The organism is Acidisoma sp., assembly GCF_035492295.1.
Lineage (GTDB): Bacteria > Pseudomonadota > Alphaproteobacteria > Acetobacterales > Acetobacteraceae > Acidisoma.
This window is the reverse complement of record NZ_DATJJK010000163.1, coordinates 1-21,825: the sequence shown is the minus strand read 5'-3', so window position 1 is coordinate 21,825 and position 21,825 is coordinate 1. Positions and strand designations below refer to the sequence as shown.

Sequence of the window (21,825 nt, the reverse complement as noted above, 5' to 3'; positions counted from 1 at the left end):
CGCCTGCCGCGCTCGATGCCTGGCTGAAAGACCCCTCCGGTCTGGTTCCGGGGACCAAGATGCATTTCATGGGCCTCGACACAGCGCGCGATCGCGCCGACGTCATCGCCTATCTCGCGCAGTTCAATGCCAAGGGGCGGCAACGCTAATACTCTCGGGCCTGGGCCGCCTGCTCGGTGCCGCGCGCTCTGATGGGCTGGCGCCCCCAATGGCTCGAGGTTAGGCTCCGGAGATTGGCCGGGCGGCCTTACCGGTCCTGGCCCGCTTTCGAGCCGCAGGGACCACCGATCATGAGCCAGCCCCCTATCAGACCCAATCGACTCAGCGCCATCACGGCGGCAGGCGGGGCGGCCGTCAATGGCTGGCTCGCCATTCCGAGCGTGCTCTCAGCCGAAGTCATGGCGCATGCCGGCTGGGACAGCCTAACAGTCGACATGCAGAACGGCATGATCGACTACGACGCTCTGGGACCCATGCTTGCCGCGATCTCCACGACCGAGACGGTGCCGGTGGTGCGGGCACCCTGGCTCGAACCCGGCATTCTCGGCAAGATCCTCGATGCCGGGGCCTATGGCGTGATCTGCCCGATGATCGAGACGGCGGCCGATGTGGAAGCCTTCGTCTCGGCCACCGCCTATCCGCCGCTCGGCCGGCGCAGTTTCGGCCCGATCCGCGCCAGCCTCTATGGTGGCTCCGGCTACTTCAGCCAAGCCAATGAAACGATCCTGCGCTTCGCCATGATCGAGACCGCGGGGGCGCTGGCCAATCTCGATGCGATCCTGGCAGTCCCCGGGCTCGACGCGGTCTATGTCGGCCCCTCGGATCTGTCGCTGGCGCTCGGGCGGCCGCCGACCTTCGACCAGGAGGATCCGAAGGTTCTCGAGGCCATTCTGGAAATCGGGCGCAAGACTCGGGCGGCCGGCAAGATCGCCGGCATCCACAACGGTTATCCGCCCTATGCCCGCCGAATGATCGCGGCCGGCTATAATTTCGTGACCGTCGGCACGGATACGATGTTCCTGGCCGGCGGCGCGCGGGCCATGCTGGCCGAGATGCGCGAAGGACAGAAAACAGCCGCGGCGGATGAGGCACCCGGCCGCGGCTATTGATCGGCGCCCGAAGCGGCGATCAACTGGCCTTGGGGTCGAGCCGGTAGCCGCCCGCCTCTGTGATGAGCAGCTGTGAGTTGCTCGGATCGGGCTCGATCTTCTGTCGCAGACGATAGATATGCGTCTCCAGCGTATGCGTTGTCACCGCCGCGTTGTAGCCCCAGACCTCGTTGAGCAGAACCTGCCGCGCGACCGGCTTGGCACCGGCGCGATAGAGGAATTTCAGGATAGCCGCTTCCTTCTCGGTCAGTCGGATGCGGCGGTTCTTCACCGGTTCGTGCAGCAACTTGGTGGCGGGCCGAAAGACATAGGGCCCGATATTGAAGACGGCGTCCTCGCTGTTTTCGAACATGCGGAGTTGGGCACGGAGCCGCGCCATCAGCTCGGAGAGGCGGAAGGGCTTCGAGACATAGTCGTTGGCTCCAGAATCAAGCCCGCGCACCACGTCCGTCTCTTCGGCTGACCCCGTCAGCATGATGATCGGCATCTTGAAGCCACGCGCTCGCAGCTGCGTGCAGAAGTCGCGCCCGTCGCCGTCCGGCAGGCTCACATCGAGGATGATAGCGTCGAAACGAATCCCCCCCTCGTTGAGCACGCTGTCCGCCTCGGACACGGTTCCCGCCTCAGACGCGCGGAATTCGCCATCAACGACGAGCTGCTCCGCCAAGGTCGAGCGCAGCGCCAGATCGTCGTCTACGATCAGAATGGCCCGTTCATCTCCGTTCGGCTTCTCTACCACCTTCGCCCTCTCATCATGAACCAACACATCTGCCATCGACTGCTCCATTCGCTCCGATCCGACGCCTGTATCTTCGGGCGTCCGACCCGTCTTCACGGCCTATACTGGCCGGCCCGATCCAACCGCTCCTCATGTCAAGCCCGATATAGGGCCGCTCACGAAGTTTACTATACTTTCTTTTTACTATTTTCTTGACGACACGCTTAAAAATTACGCGAACAGCTTCGCCGGCGTCCTTGCGGAACTCGCAACCAAGGGGATCCGGAGATCCCAGCCCTGGGTCAGGACTGGTCGTTACGCTGCGTGAACCTCTAGTCCCGTCAGTCCCTTCGCCAGAATCTCCAGCAGATGATCGAGATCCAAAGCAATGCAACCCGCCGTCGGCTGCCGATCCGGCGTACTCACATGCAGGAAAATAGCCGACCCGCGCCCCGACACGGGCGGATCGTCGTTCCAGCCCAGAACACCGACGACATCATAGACGCGGTCGCTGCGCCACAGTTCCTCGTGTCGGCCACCATAGGGCAGGCGCACCATGCGGTTGTAGGCGATGTCCGACAGATCGTCGCACCAGCCGTCCTGGGGCGCAATCGGCTCAAGCGGCACGGACGCGCGTGGCGGCGCCAACCTGTCCGCGCGGTAGAGTACGCGCCGCAGCGGCAGGATACCTACCGGCGTAGCACCATCTCCCTCTTCCTTGTCGGTCCGTATCCCACCGCGGCCGAAGCAGGCGCGATAGCGTTCTCCAGCAAGGCGCAAAATACCGTCAGGCGTCATGATCGCGTGAACCATGGTGATGGTCCTAGGACCAGAATGTGGCAGGCTTAAGCGCATCGTCGCGCAGAGAAATGAAATTCTTCTAAGGTTTTGATTAGGTCCCGCTCGCCGTGACTTTCACGCCTCATCGGTTTTCCGCTGGACAGAACGCCGTTGCGCTTGGCTATCGTCTTAACCCGGAACCTTAACGCGTTGAGGGCCTATGGATCGCCTCGAAGCCAATAGTGACACGATCCGCTCCGGCGGGTGGGTTCTGAACCGTGTCACCGTTCATGGTCCGGGTTCCGATGCCATCCTGACGGAGGGACCCGCCGCGGAGTCGATGCCCTCCGGTTCCCATCGCGGCATCCTCGCCGCCGTCGCCCATAACGCCGACACGACCGCCGAAGTCGCGACGCTTGGCGAGCGCCCCTCCCTGGTGGCGCTGCGCGGCCTCGTCGAAGGCTATTACGGTGCCCGTCCAACCCTCGGCCAAAGCCAAGCCCTGCTTCAGGCGCTCAACGCCATCAACCGCTGGATGTTCGCCTCGCGCGGGATGGATGCGACCCGCCCTGGGCTCGCCGCCTCGCTCTCCGCCCTCGTCTTCGCCGGGCGAATCGCCGCCATTCTGCAGATCGGCGGCGGCATGATCCTGCGCATCCGCGCCGGCGAGGTCACCCATCTGACGGCCCCGCAATTCATCCGCCTCGCCGGACAGTCGCTGCAGCTGCGCCGCGCCCTCGGCACCGACGACCGCGTGCTGCTCGACTACCAGGAGGAGCCGGTGCTGGCGGACGACCGTTATATCCTGCTCAGCGAGACGCGCAGCCCCGGCGCGCTGGACGGCACGATCGACGGGCGGGCGCTGACCGAACTCTGCCGTTCCTATGAGATGGCCGGAGCGCTCGCCGAGCGTCTGGCGACGCTGCAGCCGCGTGGCTCCCTTGGCGAAGGCAGCGACCCGCCGCCCTGCCGCTCGGTCATCGTGATCGACGTGACAAGCTTGCCCGAACCCACGGTGGCCGCCACCGAGGCCACGCTGTCCGACCTGCCGCTCGGCCCCGTGCCGCAAGACGGCGAGACACTGGACGGCTATCTGGTCGGCCGCACCCTGCATCGCGGCGCCTATACGCTTCTGAAACAGGCCGTAGACACGCGCACCAAGGAGGCGGTGGTGCTGAAATTCCCCCTCCCCGCGATGCTCAGCGACCGCATCTTCCAGGCCGGCTTCGCGCGCGAAAGCTGGATCGGCACCGCGATCCACAGCCCCGTGGTCGGCCGCGTCATTCCGGCCGAACCCGGCCGCCGCTCTTGCCTTTATATCGTGATGCCGCATTACCGGGGCGAGACGCTGGAGAACCGCATTGCGCGCGAGCCACGCTTCGCGCTGCAGGATATCGTCTCGATCGGGCTGCAGCTCTGCCGCGCGGTCGAGGATCTGCGCGCCGTACAGGTATTGCACCGGGATCTCAAGCCCGAGAACGTCATGCTGTTGAACGGCGGCGGCCTGCGCCTTCTTGACCTCGGCCTCGCCTATCTCGCCGGGGTCGATGCCGATACGGCGCATGGCCTGGCCGGCACCATCCGCTACATGGCACCGGAACTGCTGCGTGGCGCGGCGGCGCCGGACGACCGTAGTGAGGTCTACGCTCTCGGGGTCATCCTTTACCGGCTGGCCGCCTATGGCCGTTTTCCGCGCCCGGGCACGGATATCGTCTATGCGCTCGGCCGCCAGCGCCCCGACCTGCCGCCCCGCCTGCTCCAGGCCATCGCCGCAGCGCTCGACAGCGATCCCGCGAAGCGGCCGGCGCATGCGGCCCTCTTCTCCCGCGAGCTTTCCGCCGCCCTGCAGGAGAAGGCAGGCGGACGCCTTGCCGGCCGGCGCCTCGCGCTGGGACGCTTGTTCAGCCCGCTCGCCTTCTGGCGCGGGCTCGCGATCCTGCTCGCCCTTGCCCTGGCCGCCTCCATTGCCCTGCATTAGCCACATGGGCGGGCGATGCTTCCAGAACGGGAATGACGGCGCCGGACGCAAGATGCTAAGGCCCCCCGCACAGGCATGACCAACGAGCCGAGAGAGAACGCTTTGCCCGATTCCGCGCCCTCCCTACCCCTATCCGACCAGCCGGTTTCCCCCGCGCGGCGCCGCGACCGGATGGCAATACTCCTCGATCGCCACGGCCCGCTTTGCCGCCAGTTCCTGCAGTTCGGCGTGGTCGGCACGGTCGGTTTCCTGGTCGACAACGCCTTCGTCTACACGGCGCATTTCGTCTTCGGCCTCGGCCTGATCCTGGCCGGCCTGCTGTCCTTCTTCGTCGCTGCCACGGGCAACTGGTTCCTCAACCGGATCTGGACCTTCCGGGGGGCCAGCACCGGCCGGCTTCATCACGAATGGCTGCGCTATCTCGGTACCAACGCGATCGGCTTCGTGCTCAACCGCGGCGTCTATATCGCGCTCATCGCGACGACCGCGATCTGCGTCGTCCATCCCGTGCTGGCGCTGGCGGCGGGTTCCGTCGCCGGACTCGGCGTGAATTTCGTCATGTCGCGCCGGGTGGTGTTCCGGTGACGGGCGATCCATGCTGATGGACATGCCAACGGCCACGACGTCGGAGGTCGCACCCTCGGCCGCCACTGCGCCGCAGATCGCGGTGCTCGTTCCCTGCCGCGACGAGGCCCTGACGATCGGCACCGTCATCCGTGCCTTCCAGAGCGCGCTGCCCGCCGCGCGCATCCATGTCTATGACAATGCATCGACCGACGGCACGGCCGCGATCGCCGCCGAGGCCGGCGCCCTCGTGCGGCAGGAGATGCGCCCCGGCAAGGGCCATGTCGTGCGCCGCATGTTCGCCGAGATCGAGGCCGAAGCCTATGTCCTGGTCGATGGCGACGGCACTTACGACGCGGCCGACGCCCCGGAGATGGTGCGCCTTCTGCTTGAGGACGGGCTCGACATGGTGACTGGCGTCCGGGTGGACAGTTCGCCAGCCAGTTACCGGCCCGGCCATCGCTTCGGCAACCGGGTGCTGACGGCCATCGTGCGCTCCGTCTTCGGCGACCGCATCAGCGACATGCTTTCCGGCTACCGCGTCTTCAGCCGCCGCTTCGTGAAATCTTTCCCCGCCCTCTCGACCGGCTTCGAGACCGAGACCGAGTTTACGGTGCATGCGCTGGAACTCGGCCTGCCGCTCGGAGAAGTTCGCACCCGCTACAGCGAGCGGCCGGAGGGATCGGCCTCCAAGCTCCGCACCTGGCGGGACGGTGTCCGCATTCTGCACACCATCGTCAATCTGGTGCGCGAGGAAAGGCCGCTGATGTTCTTTTCGGCCTGCGGCGCGGCCGCCATCCTGATCGGTGTCGCCCTCGCCGTGCCGGTGGTCGCCCAATACATGGCGAACGGCCTTGTTCCGCGCCTGCCCACGGCGATCCTCGCCGCATGTCTGGAGCTTCTGGGCTTCCTCTCGCTCTTCTCCGGCCTCATCCTCGATTCGGTGGCGCGCGGCCGCAAGGAGGCGAAGCGGATCGCTTATCTCGCGGTTTCCCGGACCCTGCCCTCTGCATGACCCGCATCCTGGCCGGCAGCCTTCCCGAGGCTGGCGGCTATGATGCCGATATCGTCATCCTGAGCCTCGGCCGCGCCGCGGAGACCGTGGAGGCGATCCGGTCCGCGCTCGCACAGACCGGCCTCACGCGACATGTCATCGTCTTCGACCAAGGGTCGGATTCCACGACGCTCGCGCAGCTCGCCACGGTCATCGAGGGCCGGGGCGATGCGCTGCTGGCCACAATGGGAGAGAATCTCGGAGTCGCGGCGGGCCGCAACCGTGCGGCGGCACTCGGCCACGGGCGCATCATCCTGGCGCTCGACAATGACGCGACCTTCGCCGACGAGACGGTGGCGCTTCGTGCCCTGGACCTGATGGCAGGGGAACCGGCCCTCGCCGTGCTCGGCTTCCGCATCATGAACGCCGATGGCAGCAACGATGATCAAGCCTCCTGGGGTTATCCGGACGCCCTTCGTCCTCAGGCGGGCGGCCGCTTTCCGGCGGCGACGTTCGTGGGCGCCGGCCACGCCATTCGGCGGAGCGCCTGGGACGGGCTCGGCGGCTACGACGCGGCGCTTTTCTTCACCTGGGAGGAATTCGATTTCGCGCTACGCGCGATCGATGCCGGCTGGCAAATCCTTCATGCGGGCGATCTGGCGGTGCATCACAAGCTCGCGACCGCTGGCCGCGTCACCTGGGCGGAGACCCGGTGGTTTCTCTTCGTCCGCAACCGGCTCTATATCGCGCGTAAATGGCAGACACCCTTCCCTGCCCTTCTTCTTCGGGCAGCCGCCTATGGATTGAAGAGTGTGCACATCGGCCTTGCAACCCAGGGTTTTGCCGGGATTGGTGCCGGGCTTCGCTTGCCTCTGCCCAGCCCGCCGCGCCCCTTGCACGTCGCAGCGCGGGACTATCTGCGTATAAGCGACCATGTTTGGCGCGGCGGCCCGTTCGCACGCCTGCGACGGGAGGTGTGGGCGGCGCTGCCATCTTCCCGCCGGAAGTCTGCCCGAAATAGCGCTGTTACAAAGTCACCCTAAGGCGAGGCCCAATGGCCCCGCCCTGGGGCCACGTCCGTCGACGACAGGGGATTATGTGATCCGTCGCCTTCTATGCCGTCTCGCGTTGGGGCCGTTCGGCATCCTGCCCCTGCTTCCCCTTGCCGGCTGCGATGTGGGCCCCGACTATCATAAGCCCGCAACCGCCGTGCCCGCAGCCTTCACCTCACCCGGCGCCACGACCGGCAGCGGCCGGAACGGTGAGGGTCCGGCGCCGATCTGGCCCACCAGCAACTGGTGGGAAGGTTTCGGCTCATCCGACCTGAACCGGCTGGAGCGGGAGGCGATCGCCCACAACTATTCGGTGCAAAGCGCCATCGCCGCAGTCGAAGCAGCCGACGCTGCCGTGCGCGTAGCCGGAGGCGCGCTGCTGCCGACCGTGAGCGGATCGCCCGGCGCCAGCTGGAGCCAGGTAAACACCAGCGGCAGCACCGGCGCCGTGGTCAATTCCAACAATACGATCACGGAAAGCGGGCACGGCGTCGTCGATACGCGCACCTACAGCGCCACGCTCTCGGCCTCCTACGAGATCGACTTCTGGGGCAAGAATCGCGCGACCTTCAACGCGGCGGAGGCGAGCGCGATGTCCGCCCGCTATGCCGCTGAGGTGACGGCGCTGACCATCATTGCCGACGTCGCCAATACCTATTTTTCGGCCCTCGCGTATCAGGACGAGCTGGCCGTCGCGCGCCGCAACCTTGCGGCCGCCGAGGAACTGCTGAAGGTCGAACAAGGGCGGCTTGCCGCAGGCTATTCCTCGGTTCTCGACGTCGCCCAGCAGGCCGCCCTGGTCGCCGGACAGCGCGCGACGATCCCGAACCTCGTTTCGCTGGAACGGCAGGAGGTCATCGCCCTCGGCATTCTGGTCGGCCGTCCGCCGGAGGAGATCACGATCAACCCGGGCTCGCTCGTGACCACGACGATCCCGCCCGCGGTGCCGGGGCTGCCGGTGGATATGCTGCGCCGCCGACCGGACGTCGCCGAAGCCGAAGCAAATCTCATCGCGGCCGTCGCGACCACCCGCGCAGCACGCGCCGAGCTTTTTCCCTCGCTCACCCTCTCCGGCTCGATCGGGTGGGAGAATGGCGCCATCGCCGGCTTGCTGACCCCGCAGTCACTCGTCATCGACGCGGCAGCAAGCGCGGTGCAGACGCTGTTCGACAACGGCGCACTCTCAGGCCAGGTGGCCGAGGACCGGGCATTCGCCAAGGAGCAGGCCGCCACCTATCAGGAGACGGTGCTGCAGGCCTATACCGATGTCGAGACCGCCCTGACCCAGTTGCACTACGCGACGGCGCAGCAGCAGCTGCAGGAGACGGCGGTGCAGCAGGCCGAGCTCGCGACCCGGGTGGCTCGCGCCCAGCTCGACGCCGGCACCACCGACATCACGACCCTGATCACCTCGCAGGAGACCCAGCTGACGGACGAGAACACGCTGGTAAGCGTGCGCCTCGCCCGTATCGAGGCAGCCGTCGCCCTCTCGCAGGCGCTTGGCGGCGGCTGGGAGCAGACCACCCCCGCGACGGCTCATCCCGTGCCCGCCATCAACCCTTCCATCATTCCATGAGCCCGCCGATGACGGACGACCAAACCCCGCGCCCTGCCCGCCGCGTCTCCCGGCGCCGCATGCTCTTCGCCGGCGCCGGCCTCGGCCTGGCACTCGCGATCGTGCTCGTTCTCGTGCTCGGTCCGGCCGACGCGCAATCGGCGCGCCGCCGTGGCAAGGCCGGTCCGGGCGAGGAGACACCGGTGACGGTCGTCACGGTCACCAAGCAGGACGTGCCCGTCGTGCTGACCGGCCTCGGCACGGTCCAGGCGTCCAACACCGTCACCATCAGCCCGATGGTCTCGGGCCCCATCGTCGCCATTAACTTCACCGAGGGACAGGAAGTGACGAAGGGCGAGGTGCTGGCCGAGATCGACCCGCGCACCTACCAGGCGACGCTGGACCAGGACCGCGGCAAGCTGGCGCAGGACGAGGCGACCCTGGCCGGCGCGCTGCGCGATCTCACCCGCTACCGCCAGCTCTCCGGCTCCTCCTACATCTCGAAGCAGACCGCCGAGGACGAGGAGGCGACGGTCGCCGAGACGCGGGCGTTGATCGAGCAGGACAAGGCGGCGATTGCCCTGGCCCAGACCAATCTCGACTACTGCACGATCAAGGCCCCGGTGGACGGACGGCTCGGCGTGCGCAATGTCGATATCGGCAATATCGTCCAGTCGGGCAGCAGCACCGGCATCGTAACGCTCACGACGATCAAGCCCATCGGCGTCGTCTTCACCCTGCCGCAGCAGGACCTGCCGACGATCATCGATGCCGCGCACAAGGGCCCGCTGCCCGTCACTGTTGACCCCGAGGGCGATATTTCCGGCCCGCAGGAGAGCGCCACGCTGGACGTGATCGACAACCAGGTCGACAGCACGACCGGCACGGTCAAGCTCAAGGCCTATTTCCCGAATACGGACGAGCATCTGTGGCCGGGCGGCTTCGTGACCGCCCATCTGACGGTGAAGGTTCTGAAGGACGTGCTGACGGTGCCGCCGGCCACGGTGCAGACCGGCCCGAACCAGAGCTTCGTCTATGTCGTGCAGAAGAACGGCACGGTGAAGCAGACCGAGGTCACGGTGGGTGAGCAGAACGACAAGCGCGCCGTTATTCAAAGCGGCGTCGCGGCCGGCGACCAGGTCGTGTTGCAGGGCGCCTCCCGCCTCAGCGACGGCGCTAAGATCAAGATCATGCCGGCGGATGCCGCCGGCCAGCAGACGGATGCCACGACCCACCAGCGCAAAGCGGCGAAGACCCAGTGAACGTCTCCGCGCCGTTCATATCGCGGCCGATCGCGACGGCACTTCTGGCCGTCGCCGTGCTGCTTTCGGGCCTGCTTGGCTATATGGAGCTGCCGGTCTCCTCCCTGCCCGAGGTCGAGTTCCCGACCATTGAGGTGACGACCCAGTTGCCCGGCGCCGGACCCGACACGATCTCGAAACTCATCACAGCGCCGCTCGAACGGCAGCTGGGTGAAATCCAGGGCGTGGTCGGCATGACCTCGACGAGCTCCCAAGGGCTCAGTCAGATCATCATGCAGTTCTCGCTCGACCGGAACATCGACGATGCGGCGCAGGACGTGCAGGCGGCGATCAATGCTTCGGGCGGCACGCTGCCGACCTCGCTGCCCTATCCGCCGACCTATGCCAAGGTGAACCCGGCCGATACGCCGATCGTGACGCTGGCACTGACGTCCCAATCGGTGCCGCTCTATACCCTCGCCGACGACGCGGTGACGCTGCTGCAGCCGAAGCTCAGCCAGATCGGCGGCATCGGCCAGGTGACGGTGCTGGGCGGCATGCGCCAAGCCTATCGCATCCAGGCCGACCCCGCGCGGCTCGCGGCCTACCAGCTGTCGCTGGAAGACATCCGCAACGCGGTAATAGACGGCAACCAGAACGGATCGAAGGGCGGCTTCGACGGACCCGCCCAGGCGGTGACCGTCGGCGCCAACGACCAGCTGGAGACGGCGCAAGATTATTCCAATCTCGTCGTCACCTATCGCAATGGCGCCCCGGTGCGGGTGCGCGACGTGGCGCAGGTCGTGACCTCGATGGAGAACAACCAGACCGACGTCCGCTTCAACGGCACGCCGGCGGTGGTCATTTCCATTCAGCGGCAACCCGGCGCCAACATCGTGGCGACCGCCAATCTTGTGAAACAGGCACTCCCGCAGCTTGAAGCTTCGCTGCCCGGCAGTGTGAAGATTGCCCTTGTCAGCGACCGCACGACGACAATCCGCGCCTCCGTCCGGGATGTGCAGTTCACGCTCCTGCTCTCCGTGCTGCTCGTCGTCCTCGTGATTTATCTTTTCCTGGGCTCGGTGCGCGCCACCATCATTCCGGGCGTCGCTTTGCCGCTGTCGCTCATCGGCACCTTCGGGATCATGTATTTTCTCGGCTACGGGCTCGACAATCTGTCTCTGATGGCGCTGACCGTCGCGACCGGCTTCGTGGTCGACGATGCGATCGTCATGATCGAGAACGTGGTCCGTTTCATCGAGGACGGGCACAGCCCGCTGGATGCCGCCTATCGCGGCGCGCGCCAGATCGGCTTCACCATCATCTCGCTGACGATCTCGCTCATCGCGGTCTTCATTCCGCTGCTGTTTATGACTGGCGTAGTCGGCAAGCTGTTCCACGAATTCGCGGTCACGCTCTCGGTCGCGGTCATCGTCTCGGCGGTGATCTCGCTGACGCTCACACCGATGATGTGCGGCCGCATCCTCAAGTCCGCCTCGGAAGAGAAGCCTGCCTGGCCGGCCCGCATGGCGGAGGCGGGCTTCGCGCGCCTTCTCGGCTTCTATCGCATGACCCTGCGCTGGGTGTTGAGACGCCAGGCGTTGATGCTGCTGATCTCGGTCGCAACGCTGGTCGGCACGATTCTGCTCTATATCGTCGTACCCAAAGGCTTCCTGCCAAGCCAGGATACGGGCTCGGTAATTGCTATCACGCAGGCCTCCCAGACCATTTCAATCCCGGCCATGGTGGCGCTGCAGAACAAGGCGGCGGCGGCTTTCCGCCACGTCCCCGGGGTCACCAACGTCGTTTCCGACGTCGGCACCGGCACCACCAACACGACGCCCAATTCCGGCCAGATCACCGTGAGCCTCGCCCCCATCGGCAGCAGGCCGGGGGTGCAGACGATTATCGCCGACCTGCGACAGGCCGCCTCCGATATCGCGGGGCTGACCATCTACTATCAAGCGGTGCAGGACATTCAGCTCGGCACCAGCATCACCAGCAACGCCTATCAGTATCGACTGACCGATACCGACCAGGACGAGCTGAATGCCTTTGTGCCCAAGCTCGTGAAGAAGCTCGAGACCCTGCCCGAGCTCGCCCATGTCAACAGCAACCAGCAGAACGAGGGTGCGGCGGTCTCGATCAACGTTGACCGCGCCCAGGCATCCCGGCTGGGGGTGCCGATGCAGACGGTGGAGAACATCCTGGACGACGCTTTCGCCCAGCGGCAGATCTCGACCATCTTCGGCCAGACCAACCAGTATCGGGTAATCCTGGAAGTCGCCCCGCAATTCGCGACCAGCCCGACGTTGCTCAACATGCTCTATTTCCCGGGTAATGAGACAAGCAGCAGCGGCAGTTCGAGTGCCACGACCAACAGCGCCAACAGTTCGACCTCCTCGTCTTCCTCCACCTCCGTCTCCTCGGGCAGTTCCAATACCCAGACGGCAACGACAAGTGCCTCTACCGGCACCTCGACCTCGACCTCGGCCCAGGTGCCGCTCGGCGCCTTCGCGACCGTCAAGCGCAGCGTGACCCCGCTCTCCATCATGCATGACGAGCAGTTCCCGGCGGCGACCATCGGCTTCGACCTCGCCCCCGGCGTCTCCCTCGGCCGTGCGGTGCAGGTAATTGCCAGAGCCGAGCAGGAACTCGGCGTGCCCTCGACCATCTCCGGCAGCTATCAGGGCGATGCGGCGGAGTTTCAAACGTCGCTGGCCTCCGAACCCTGGCTGATCCTGGCGGCGGTCGTGGTGATCTACATCGTGCTTGGCGTGCTCTACGAAAGCACGATCCACCCGATCACCATCCTCTCGACCTTGCCCTCTGCGGGCATCGGCGCGCTGCTCGCGCTGATGGTGACCGGCAACGATCTCTCTGTCGTGGCGCTGGTCGGCGTCGTGCTGCTCATGGGCATCGTCAAGAAAAACGCGATCATGATGATCGACTTCGCGATCGAGGCGCAGCTGCACGGACGCAAGACCGCCGCTGAGGCGATTGAAGAAGCCTGCCTGTTGCGCTTCCGCCCGATCATGATGACGACGATGGCGGCGCTGCTGGGCGCGCTGCCGCTCATCATCGAGGGCGGTGCCGGGGCCGAGCTGCGCCAACCACTCGGCATTACCATCGTCGGCGGTTTGCTGCTCAGCCAGCTCCTCACGCTCTACACGACACCGGTGATCTATCTGGCGCTCGAGCGTCTGCGGCCCGCCCCGCGCGGGCGCACGGCCCAACGCGCGGCGGGCTGACCGCACCTTGGCCGTCTCCTTCTCCCGCCCCTTCATCCGCCGGCCGATCGGCACCATGCTGCTCGCGATCGGACTGCTGATCGCGGGCGCTGTCGCCTATCGTTTTCTGCCCGTCGCCTCGATCCCGAACGTCGATCTGCCGGCGGTCGTGGTCTTTGCAAACCGGCCAGGTGCGAGCCCCGAGACCATGGCGAATTCGATCGCGGCTCCCCTCGAACGCCATCTCGGCCAGATACCGGGGCTCAACGAACTCACCTCGGTCAATTCCACGGGTTCGACGAATATCATCTGCATCTTCGACGTGAACCGGAACATCGATGCGGCGGCGGCGGACGTACAGGAAGCGATCAACGCCTCTGAGGCGGACCTGCCGTCCGACCTGCCCTCAGCACCCTACTACCGGAAATTCAATCCGTCCGACGCACCGGTGATGACGATTGCGCTGACATCGGACACGCTCTCCATCGGCCAGATCTACGATGCCGTGGACACCATCCTGGCGCAACGCCTGGCGCAGGCAGATGGTGTCGCGAATGTTACGGAAAGCGGCGCCGACAAGCCCGCCGTGCGCGTGCAACTTAATCCCACGCTCGTCGCCAATGCCGGCCTTTCGGCCGAAAGCATCAGCCAGACCATCGGCAATGCCAATGTCGTGCAGCCCATCGGCACCATCGAAGGGCCGAAACACGCCTACAACATTCTCGTCAACGGTCAGCTGATGACCGCCAAGGCATACGGCAATCTCGTCATCGCCAAGACGAACGACGGGGTCATGCGGCTGCACGATCTGGGTAATGTCATCGACAGCGTGGCGACGCTGAGACTCGCCGCCTGGGACGGGCAGAAGCCCGCCATCCTGCTCGACATTACGAAGCAGCCCGGCGCCAACGTCATCAACACCGTCGACGGGGTGAAGAAAATCCTGCCGGACATCATGAAGCTGATGCCGTCCGGCATCCACTTCACGATCCTGACGGATCGCACAACGACGATCCGCGCGAGTGTGGCGGACGTGCAGGTGACGCTGCTCCTCACGGTGATGCTCGTGCTCGCTGTCGTCATCGTCTTTCTGCAGCGCACGGTGCTGACGATCGCGGCCGGCGTGACCATCCCGCTGTCGATCGCCGGGACGCTTGCCGGCATGTGGTTCGAAGGCTTCACGATCGACAATTTCTCGCTGCTCGCCATCACCATCTCGGTGGGCTTCGTGGTGGACGATGCGATCGTGATGATCGAGAATATTCATTCCCATGTAGAGCGCGGCATGGCGCCCATGCGGGCCGCGTTGCGGGGCGCTGGGCAGATCGGCTTCACGGTGCTCTCGATCACCCTGTCGCTCATCGCCGTCTTTTCGCCCATGGTGCTGATGCCCGGCATCATGGGCAAACTGTTCCACGAATTCGCAATGACCCTGGTGATGGCCGTCAGCGTCTCGGCCGTCGTCTCCCTCACCGTGACGCCGATGATCTGCGCCTGGTTCATGCGGCCGCAGGATCCGGCCAAGCGCCGCCGGGTCCACATGCGCATCGCGCGGCGTCTCAGTCTCGGCTTCGATCGCAGCTTCAACACCGTGCTGCGCATCTACGGTCGCAGCCTGGACTGGGTCCTGCGCCACCGTATCCTGATGAACCTGGTGACGCTCGCGACCGTCATCTTCACGATCTGGCTCTACGTCATCGTGCCCAAGGGATTCCTGCCGACCGAGGATACCGGCCTGCTGCTGGGCCAGACCATGGCCGCACCCTCGATCTCCTTCAAGGCGATGGAGACGCTGCAGCGGCGGGTCGTGGCCGTACTGATGAAGGATCCGGCGGTCGCCGAAGTAGGCTCGCGCATCGGCGTCGCGAACGGCTTCTCCTCCCTCAACCGCGGCAATCTTTACATCTCCCTCAAGCCGGTCTCGGAGCGGAAGCTCAATTCCGAACAGGTGATCGCGCGGTTGCGCGCGCCCCTCGCCAAGATTGCCGGCATCCAAACCTTCCTGATGCCACAGCAGGATCTGCGCACCGGTGGGAGGCAGAGTGCGAGCGACTACGATTTCGTCCTCAGCGGCAGCAATCTGGCGGAGCTGCAGACCTGGGCGCTGAAACTCGAAGCTAAGCTTAAGACCATCCCGCAGCTCACCGATATTTCGAGCGACCAGGACCGAGCGAGCCCGGAGGTGGATGTCGTTGTCGATCGCGCCAAGGCCTCTCGCATGCAGATTTCCATGCAGGACGTGGACGAGGCGCTCAATAACGCCATCGCCCAGCGCCAGATCTCAACCATCTACGAGCAGCGCAACCAGTACAAAGTGGTAATCGAAGCCCTGCCCGGCCTGCAGCTCGACCCCTCTCAGCTCGACCGCATCTATGTCGGCAGCAGCAAGGGCGAACAGGTGCCGCTATCGGCCATCGTTCATTTCGAAAAGACGACCGCCCCCGTGACGGTTCGCCACCAGGGCCAATTCCCGGAGGCGACGGTGAGCTTCAGCCTTAAGCCCGGCACGTCGATCAGCCAGGGTTCGGCTCTTGTGCAGCAGGCAACCGCGCAGATCTTCATCCCGGCGGACATCCACACGGAGTTCGCCGGCAATGCGAAGCTCTTCAAGCAATCGGCCGATGCCGAACCGATGCTGCTGCTGGTCGCCATCCTCTCGATCTACATCGTCCTCGGCGTGCTCTACGAAAGCCTAACCCAGCCGATCACCATCCTCTCCACCCTGCCTTCGGCGGGCGTGGGTGCGCTCCTGGCGCTGCTCGCGACCGGCACGCAGCTTTCCATCATCGCGCTCATCGGCATCTTCCTGCTGATGGGCATCGTGAAGAAGAACGCCATCATGCTGGTCGATTTCGCGCTGGAGGCGGAACGGACGCGCGGCCTGGCGCCGGTGGCGGCAATCAAGGCGGCGAGCCTCGCGCGCTTCCGTCCGATCATCATGACGACGCTCGCCGCCATATTGGGGGCGGTGCCGCTCGCCTTCTCCTTCGGCATTGGTTACGAGTATCGGAGGCCGCTCGGCATTGCCATCATCGGCGGGCTGCTCGTCTCGCAGCTCCTCACTCTCTATACGACGCCGGTCCTCTACGTCGCCCTACAGCGGCGCTGGCACTGGGGACGGAAGGCGAAGCTCGCCGCGCAGGGCTGAGCCCGATCTGTAATGCTGCAGCGCAACATACTTGCGTTTCGGGGCGTCATCACGAGGGCAGAGACCTGTCATATCGCAGCACGATATCTGCTTCCTTGCCCGCAGGCCGCACTCTGCCTATTTATTGCCACAGAGTGACACGTCCGGACGATCCTGGCCGGACATGACTGAGCCACGGGCGGCCTGGCCGCCTACGGCGGCGCGAGGAGACGGGCCATGGATGCCACAGTCAATCCATATAACAGCGACGAGGGTACGGCCGCCCCGCGCTCCCGTATGAGCGGGCTTCTGCGCGCGACCCAGGTGCTGGACCGGTTGGTGGTGGAGGGCAAGGCGACGTCTGCCTATGACCTCGCCAAAGCGATCGGCGCGCCGGTCTCTACGATCTATGGCGTTGTGGACGCGCTGGTACAGGCGGGCCTTCTGGAGCGCGACGACGCTGGTGCCGTCTGGTTCGGCAGCCGCATGTATCACTACGGCATCGCCTATGGCCGCAATGTCGACCTGCTGCGCGAAGCGCGGACCGAAATGCGCAAACTGGCCGAGGAACTGGGCGAGACCGTCCAGCTCTGTGCCCGCCATGGCGGCGTCGTCGTCATTCAGGACATGGCCGAAGCTTCCCGCAACCTGCGCGTTTCGAGCCGTATCGGCGCCCAGGTGCCGTTGAACTGGAGCGTTTCGGGCCGCTTCTTCATGGCCCATCTGCCCCAGCACGAGCAGATCGAACTGTTTCGGCAATATGCAGTGCCCTCGGCCACCGGCCGGGCGCCGATGGATCCGCGCCAGTTCGTGGCGCTGTCGGACGAGGCCCGTCGGCTCGGCTACGCGACCCAGCTTTCGGGCGCGGATGAAGGCATAGCCTGCGTCGCCGCGCCGATCATGAATGCTTCCGGCATCTGCGAGATGACCATGAGCATTATCATGCCGGAACTGCGCGTGCGGGAATCTCTCGACAGCTTCGCCGATGCCGCCCGGGCAGCCTGCGCCCGGGTAGAATCCCGCGTCGGCTGGCGCCCCTTCGGGCCACTCGGCCTGCCGGCTAAGCGGCCGGAGCCCGCTTCCACCGAGACGGTGCCTGCGATGGCCAGCTACGAGGTCGTGGGTTGAGCCGACGGCGACGGGCGTAGAGGAGCCCTGCCCGATCCCCGCTTGCGGAGCGGCGCAATCCTTCCTATAAGCCGGCTCCCCGCGGAGAGGTGCCAGAGTGGCCGATCGGGGCGGTCTCGAAAACCGTTGTGCGTGCAAGCGTACCGTGGGTTCGAATCCCACCCTCTCCGCCAGTGTGCCCAGCAGATTATTGATTGAGGCCGGTTTTTTCCGTCAGGACGGACCCTCGTATCCGTTCGGTGAGGCGCGCCGCCTGATGCCCAGAACTTAGGCTGCCAGGCAATTCAATCTCGCCAGTCAGGTTCCTCTCGGTCCAGCACTGATTTCCAGTACTTGAAGTGTCGTTCAGCCATGCCGCGATAGGGATGCCACCCTTCGGCCGTATTGCGGGCCACAGCGTCACTCAGCACCGCAAGAGGCTTCCCGGAGGACAATGCGATGAGCAGTGTCTGCGCCGCCCTTTCAAAGAAGTAGAGGTCTTCGAAGGCATCGGCGACGGTTTCGCCGGTGACGGTGACACCGTGATTGCCCATGAGCAGCACCGAATGGCCGTGCAACGCACGGACGAGGTGCGCGCCCTCCTCTGCCGTGTCGGAGATGCCGCCGAACTCGAGATCGTAGGCCACGCGTCCGAAGAAGCGCGCGGTGTTGTTGTCGATCGGCAGCAGGGTCGGATCCTGTAGGCAAGCGAGCGCGGTGGCATAGGGCGGATGGCAGTGCAGGATCACCCTGGCGCTGGGCATAGCACGATGCAGTGTGCCGTGAACCGCCCAGGCGGAGGGATCGGGCGCACAAGCCCCTGACATTACCCCGTCATCCTCGGCATCGAGGTAAAGAAGGTCGCTGGCTTTGATGGTGGCAAAGTGTTGCCAACGCGGATTGAGCAAGAAATGCTGCCCGTGGGGTGAGACCGCGGCACTGAAATGGTTGCCAACGGATTCGCTCCACCCGAAGCGATGGCAGAGCCGGAAAGCTGCTGCCAGATCTCGGCGCAGAGCAGTTTCCGCGTGCTCGCCGCCAAGGGGCCAGGGGTCGACGCCGCTCATGCCTTGAATCTCCCCTCAGTCACCAGCGCGCGATATGTTGAGCGCATTTCGGCCCGATCGGTGTAGCAGCCACGCAGGTAACGATCCCCGCTCGTCGCGGAATAGGCAGCCCGTCCGTGCACGACGCGGTGATTGTCGAAGACGATGCACTCCCCTGCCCTCAGCGTGAAACGCATAATGTATTTGTCATCCTGCAAGAGCCTGCCGAAGCGGCAAAAGGCCGGGTAGTAATCATCCAGCAGAGTCTGCGGGATGTCGATCATGTCGAGCATGTGCTGGCTGATCGTAAGGCCAGAAACCTCGCCACGCTGATCGAGTTCGATCACCCGCTGATAGGAGCGCATGTCGTAGGTGTCGTGCTCACAAAAAAAAGGCACCGCGATTTCGCTGAGCAGACGGAAGCCGTCAGGGTCGAGGTCGCGAAAATCATTCGCTGCCGCGATGCCGTCGCCAAACAGGTTGCGCCCGCCTTCGACGGTATTTGCGCGCATGTGAAGCAACTGCATGCCCGGAGCATGTTCCTCGGCCGGTGTATCGGTATGCAGTTCGAGCGACGCCGCCGTGTAGGCAGAGTTTGTTGGGTTGATGTGAGTCTTCACGTCGAAATAGGTGCCGAAGAAGGTTGGTCGGATATGGCCCATGAGTTGGGCCAGCTGAGTCAGCGCCGCGTCACTATTCGGCATGCCGGTGACAACACTCACCCCCTCGACGATAAGCACTTCGAGCCATTCCCTGACCTTCGCCGTGTCAGACAAGAGTTCACTCTGCGTGAAGCGAGCTACATCGGGATAGTGGTCCCCATACCAAGGACGACGCGGCAGATCAGCTGGATCCGGACGACGCTTGCCATCGGCATAGGCCGCCAGCACGCTCAGCGGCATCCGCGTTTGATGATCTTCTCCCGCCCATTCAATCGTCAGCGTATCGCCTTCGATTCGCGCGACGCGTGCCCGGGGAGCTGCGTCGAGATGAAAGATGTCGAAGCTGCGCTCCCTCGTCTCTGGGTTGAAAGAACTCGGGCAGTTATCGCGAAGCCAGTAATAGTTGAAGTAGCACTGTCCCTGGGGAAGCGGTACCTCGATCCCCTTTTCGCGAAGAGTGACGGATTGGGCCATGGAACGCATCACGCTCATCACTCTCTCCTTTCTTGGGAGGCGCCACGGCAATGAAAATCCATCTCGCGTTCCGGCAAAACTGCGGTAAAAGTGTCTACATGTTAAGTAGAAGATTAACATGGACCGTCTGCCATCATTACGCCTCCTGACGGTCTTCGACGCGGTGCAACGCCTCGGTTCGATGAAGCGTGCGGCTGCGGAGTTGAATGTGACCCGCCCGGCAATGACCCAGGCGATCCGGGCGCTCGAGGCGGAAATCGGCGTGCCGCTGATGGATCGCAGCCGCAAGCCCGCGGTGCCGACGGAGGCCGGAGAGCGGCTTGCGCGGGCAACGCGCCAAGGTCTGGCTTTTATTGCGGACGCCTTGGAAGACATCCGCTTTGCAGCCGGGGTAGGGCCGCGACAGCTCACTGTTTCCTGCACGCTTGGCTTTGCGACTCATTGGCTGATGCCGCGGCTATCGCAATTCTACACGCTTGAACCGGAGGTTATGGTCAACATCCAGGCCCCTGCTTCCGAACTTCCAAACTTCGCGATAGGCGTCGACATCGCCCTGCGCTATGGACGAGAAGCCTGGACTGACGGCGAAACAATTCGCCTGTTTCCCGAAGATGCCTGCCCTGTCGGACGGCCGCACCTTATTGCGAAGCTCAGCGGCGGCGCCGATTTCCGGAAAGTGCCTCTTATCCATGTCCGCACACCTCCGGCCTATGGATGGGCAGGCTGGCCGGAATACTTTGCCGCGCGAGGTCTCGGACGCCCGAGCGGACCAAAGCAAATCTTCGACAATTATATCCAGGCGGTGCAAGCGGCGGTCGACGGGCGCGGCGTCATGCTGGGTTGGCATTCGATCACCGATCGTCTGGTGGCGGACGGGACGCTGGTGGCGCTCGAGGGCGCTGCCTGTGATTTTGGGACTGCCTATTGGGCAACCTGCGCGCGCGACAGCCTTCGCAAGTCCGCCGCTCGCGCGTTCATGGATTGGATCGCCTCAGTTACCGAACGCGCTGTGGCGTAGTTTGCTAGAACAGTCGTTGGGATTCTCGGCGGCCTCGCACAGCGGTGTGCGTCCTTATGACCTGTACCCCGCCTTGATGTGTCGGCCGCGGCCTGCACCGAGTCCCGCCAGCAGCATCGCCACGCCCAGGCCGACGACCAGGGCCGCAAGCCCCGTCCAGTTGCCCATCGATGCATGTAGCAGGCCCGCCAGAAGCGGGCCGGCCGAGGCCAAAATATAGCCCACACCCTGTGCCATGCCGGACAAGTGCCGTGTCATGTTTGCATCCGGCGCTCTCAGCACGATCAGCATCAGGGCGATGGGAAAAAGCCCGCCCTGGCTGAACCCCAGCAGCACCGACCAGACCCAGACGGAGCCGAGCGGAGCATACAGGCAGCCGAGCAAGCTCACCATGCACAGCAGGCTCAGCGCCGCGACCGCAGGACGCTGATCTTTCCCCAGCGTGGCCAGCGAGGGTGCCACCAGCGACGCGACCGCTTGCGCCACAATGGAGATCGACAGAGCCAGCCCCGCCTCGACCGGCGAAAAACCACGGTCGCGCAAAATGGGAGCGAGCCAGCCGAAAACGATATAGGCGAGGGCCGATTGCAGCCCCATGAACAGCGTCACCTGCCATGCCAGCCGATCGGACCACAGGCCGCGCAGACGATGGTTTGTAACACTGGTCTCCTCGCAAGGAGCCGCCAGTTGCGGCAGCCAGATCAGCGTGGCAATGAGCGCCGGCACAGCCCAGAGGCTCAAAGCAGCCGCCCAGGAGCCAAGCAATCTCTCCAGCGGAACCGTCGCGCCGGCGGCAAGCGCAGCGCCCACGGACATTGCCATGACATAGAGACCGGTGATGAAAGCGACCCGACGAGGGAAGTCGCGTTTCACCAAACTGGGCAGCAGCACGTTGATTACCCCGATGCCGCCGCAGCCAAGGATTTGGCCAGCAAACAGGCCGGCCGCCCCACCCGCACCCCGCAGTGCCGTGCCTGCCACAAGCATGACCAGGGCAGCCAGTACTGCCCGCTCCACCCCCAGGAACCGGCTCATCCGGGGCGCCAGCGGGCTGAACACGCCAAAGCAGAGAGCCGGTAGCATCGTCAGCAAGCTAGCGCCGGTGGCAGAGAGCCCGGCCGCACGCGACGCGTCTGGTAGCACGGGTCCGATACTCGTGACGGGTGTGCG

At 64.9% G+C, this 21,825-nt stretch carries 16 protein-coding genes and 1 tRNA gene; 12 read left to right on the top strand and 5 right to left on the bottom strand.

Features of this window, described 5'->3' with window-relative positions:
• Positions 1-290 precede the first annotated feature (290 nt).
• Entirely contained in the window at positions 291-1,109 is an 819-nt protein-coding gene (locus VL752_RS11830) for an HpcH/HpaI aldolase family protein (protein WP_325355409.1), read from the top strand.
• Between the two features lie 19 nt (positions 1,110-1,128).
• On the opposite strand, the gene VL752_RS11825 is transcribed toward VL752_RS11830, so the two are convergent.
• Entirely contained in the window at positions 1,129-1,884 is a 756-nt protein-coding gene (locus VL752_RS11825) for a response regulator transcription factor (RefSeq protein ID WP_325355407.1), read from the bottom strand.
• Between the two features lie 258 nt (positions 1,885-2,142).
• Positions 2,143-2,640, bottom strand: coding sequence for a L,D-transpeptidase family protein (locus tag VL752_RS11820; RefSeq protein ID WP_408863112.1), 498 nt, complete (start codon positions 2,638-2,640; stop codon positions 2,143-2,145).
• Positions 2,641-2,827: 187 nt separating this feature from the next.
• On the opposite strand from VL752_RS11820, the gene VL752_RS11815 reads away from it, so the two are divergent.
• The 10 genes from VL752_RS11815 to VL752_RS11770 all read left to right on the top strand — a co-directional run bounded on the left by VL752_RS11815 (position 2,828) and on the right by VL752_RS11770 (position 17,649).
• A complete protein-coding gene (locus tag VL752_RS11815) occupies positions 2,828-4,585 on the top strand; it encodes a bifunctional protein-serine/threonine kinase/phosphatase (protein WP_325355405.1) in 1,758 nt (585 codons plus the stop codon).
• Positions 4,586-4,756: 171 nt separating this feature from the next.
• Positions 4,757-5,170 carry a GtrA family protein gene (locus VL752_RS11810; protein WP_325355403.1) on the top strand — a complete coding sequence of 138 codons (414 nt, stop codon included), beginning with the start codon at positions 4,757-4,759 and terminating at the stop codon, positions 5,168-5,170.
• A gap of 22 nt (positions 5,171-5,192) precedes the next feature.
• Positions 5,193-6,164 carry a glycosyltransferase gene (locus VL752_RS11805; RefSeq protein WP_325355411.1) on the top strand — a complete coding sequence of 324 codons (972 nt, stop codon included), beginning with the start codon at positions 5,193-5,195 and terminating at the stop codon, positions 6,162-6,164.
• On the top strand, positions 6,161-7,186 hold the full coding sequence (locus VL752_RS11800; protein WP_325355401.1) for a glycosyltransferase family 2 protein: 1,026 nt from the start codon (positions 6,161-6,163) through the stop codon (positions 7,184-7,186). Before VL752_RS11805 ends, VL752_RS11800 begins: the two co-directional genes overlap by 4 nt.
• A 55-nt stretch (positions 7,187-7,241) precedes the next feature.
• A complete protein-coding gene (locus tag VL752_RS11795; protein ID WP_325355399.1) occupies positions 7,242-8,771 on the top strand; it encodes an efflux transporter outer membrane subunit in 1,530 nt (509 codons plus the stop codon).
• A gap of 8 nt (positions 8,772-8,779) precedes the next feature.
• The gene (locus tag VL752_RS11790) at positions 8,780-10,012 is read left to right on the top strand and encodes an efflux RND transporter periplasmic adaptor subunit (protein ID WP_325355397.1); all 1,233 of its coding nucleotides are present in this window, start codon (positions 8,780-8,782) and stop codon (positions 10,010-10,012) included.
• Entirely contained in the window at positions 10,009-13,242 is a 3,234-nt protein-coding gene (locus VL752_RS11785) for an efflux RND transporter permease subunit (RefSeq protein WP_325355395.1), read from the top strand. Before VL752_RS11790 ends, VL752_RS11785 begins: the two co-directional genes overlap by 4 nt.
• 7 nt (positions 13,243-13,249) lie before the next feature.
• Positions 13,250-16,369: an efflux RND transporter permease subunit gene (locus VL752_RS11780; protein WP_325355393.1), complete on the top strand. Its 3,120-nt coding sequence runs from the start codon at positions 13,250-13,252 to the stop codon at positions 16,367-16,369.
• A 216-nt stretch (positions 16,370-16,585) separates the two neighbouring features.
• Complete coding sequence (locus VL752_RS11775; RefSeq protein ID WP_325355388.1) at positions 16,586-17,476, top strand: IclR family transcriptional regulator; 891 nt, start codon at positions 16,586-16,588, stop codon at positions 17,474-17,476.
• 83 nt (positions 17,477-17,559) lie between these two features.
• A tRNA-Ser gene (locus VL752_RS11770) sits at positions 17,560-17,649 on the top strand.
• Between the two features lie 111 nt (positions 17,650-17,760).
• Here VL752_RS11770 and VL752_RS11765 read toward each other — a convergent pair.
• Both VL752_RS11765 and VL752_RS11760 read right to left on the bottom strand, forming a co-directional pair.
• The gene (locus VL752_RS11765; protein WP_325355387.1) at positions 17,761-18,522 is read right to left on the bottom strand and encodes a class II aldolase/adducin family protein; all 762 of its coding nucleotides are present in this window, start codon (positions 18,520-18,522) and stop codon (positions 17,761-17,763) included.
• Positions 18,519-19,655, bottom strand: a complete 1,137-nt coding sequence (locus tag VL752_RS11760; RefSeq protein WP_325355385.1) for a TauD/TfdA family dioxygenase — start codon at positions 19,653-19,655, stop codon at positions 18,519-18,521. The genes VL752_RS11765 and VL752_RS11760 overlap by 4 nt, the downstream gene beginning before the upstream one ends.
• A 100-nt stretch (positions 19,656-19,755) precedes the next feature.
• On the opposite strand from VL752_RS11760, the gene VL752_RS11755 reads away from it, so the two are divergent.
• Positions 19,756-20,655: a LysR substrate-binding domain-containing protein gene (locus VL752_RS11755; RefSeq protein WP_325355383.1), complete on the top strand. Its 900-nt coding sequence runs from the start codon at positions 19,756-19,758 to the stop codon at positions 20,653-20,655.
• Positions 20,656-20,709: 54 nt separating this feature from the next.
• On the opposite strand, the gene VL752_RS11750 is transcribed toward VL752_RS11755, so the two are convergent.
• Positions 20,710-21,825 (bottom strand): CynX/NimT family MFS transporter (locus VL752_RS11750; protein ID WP_325355381.1); only part of this gene is annotated, 1,116 nt, incomplete at its 5' end.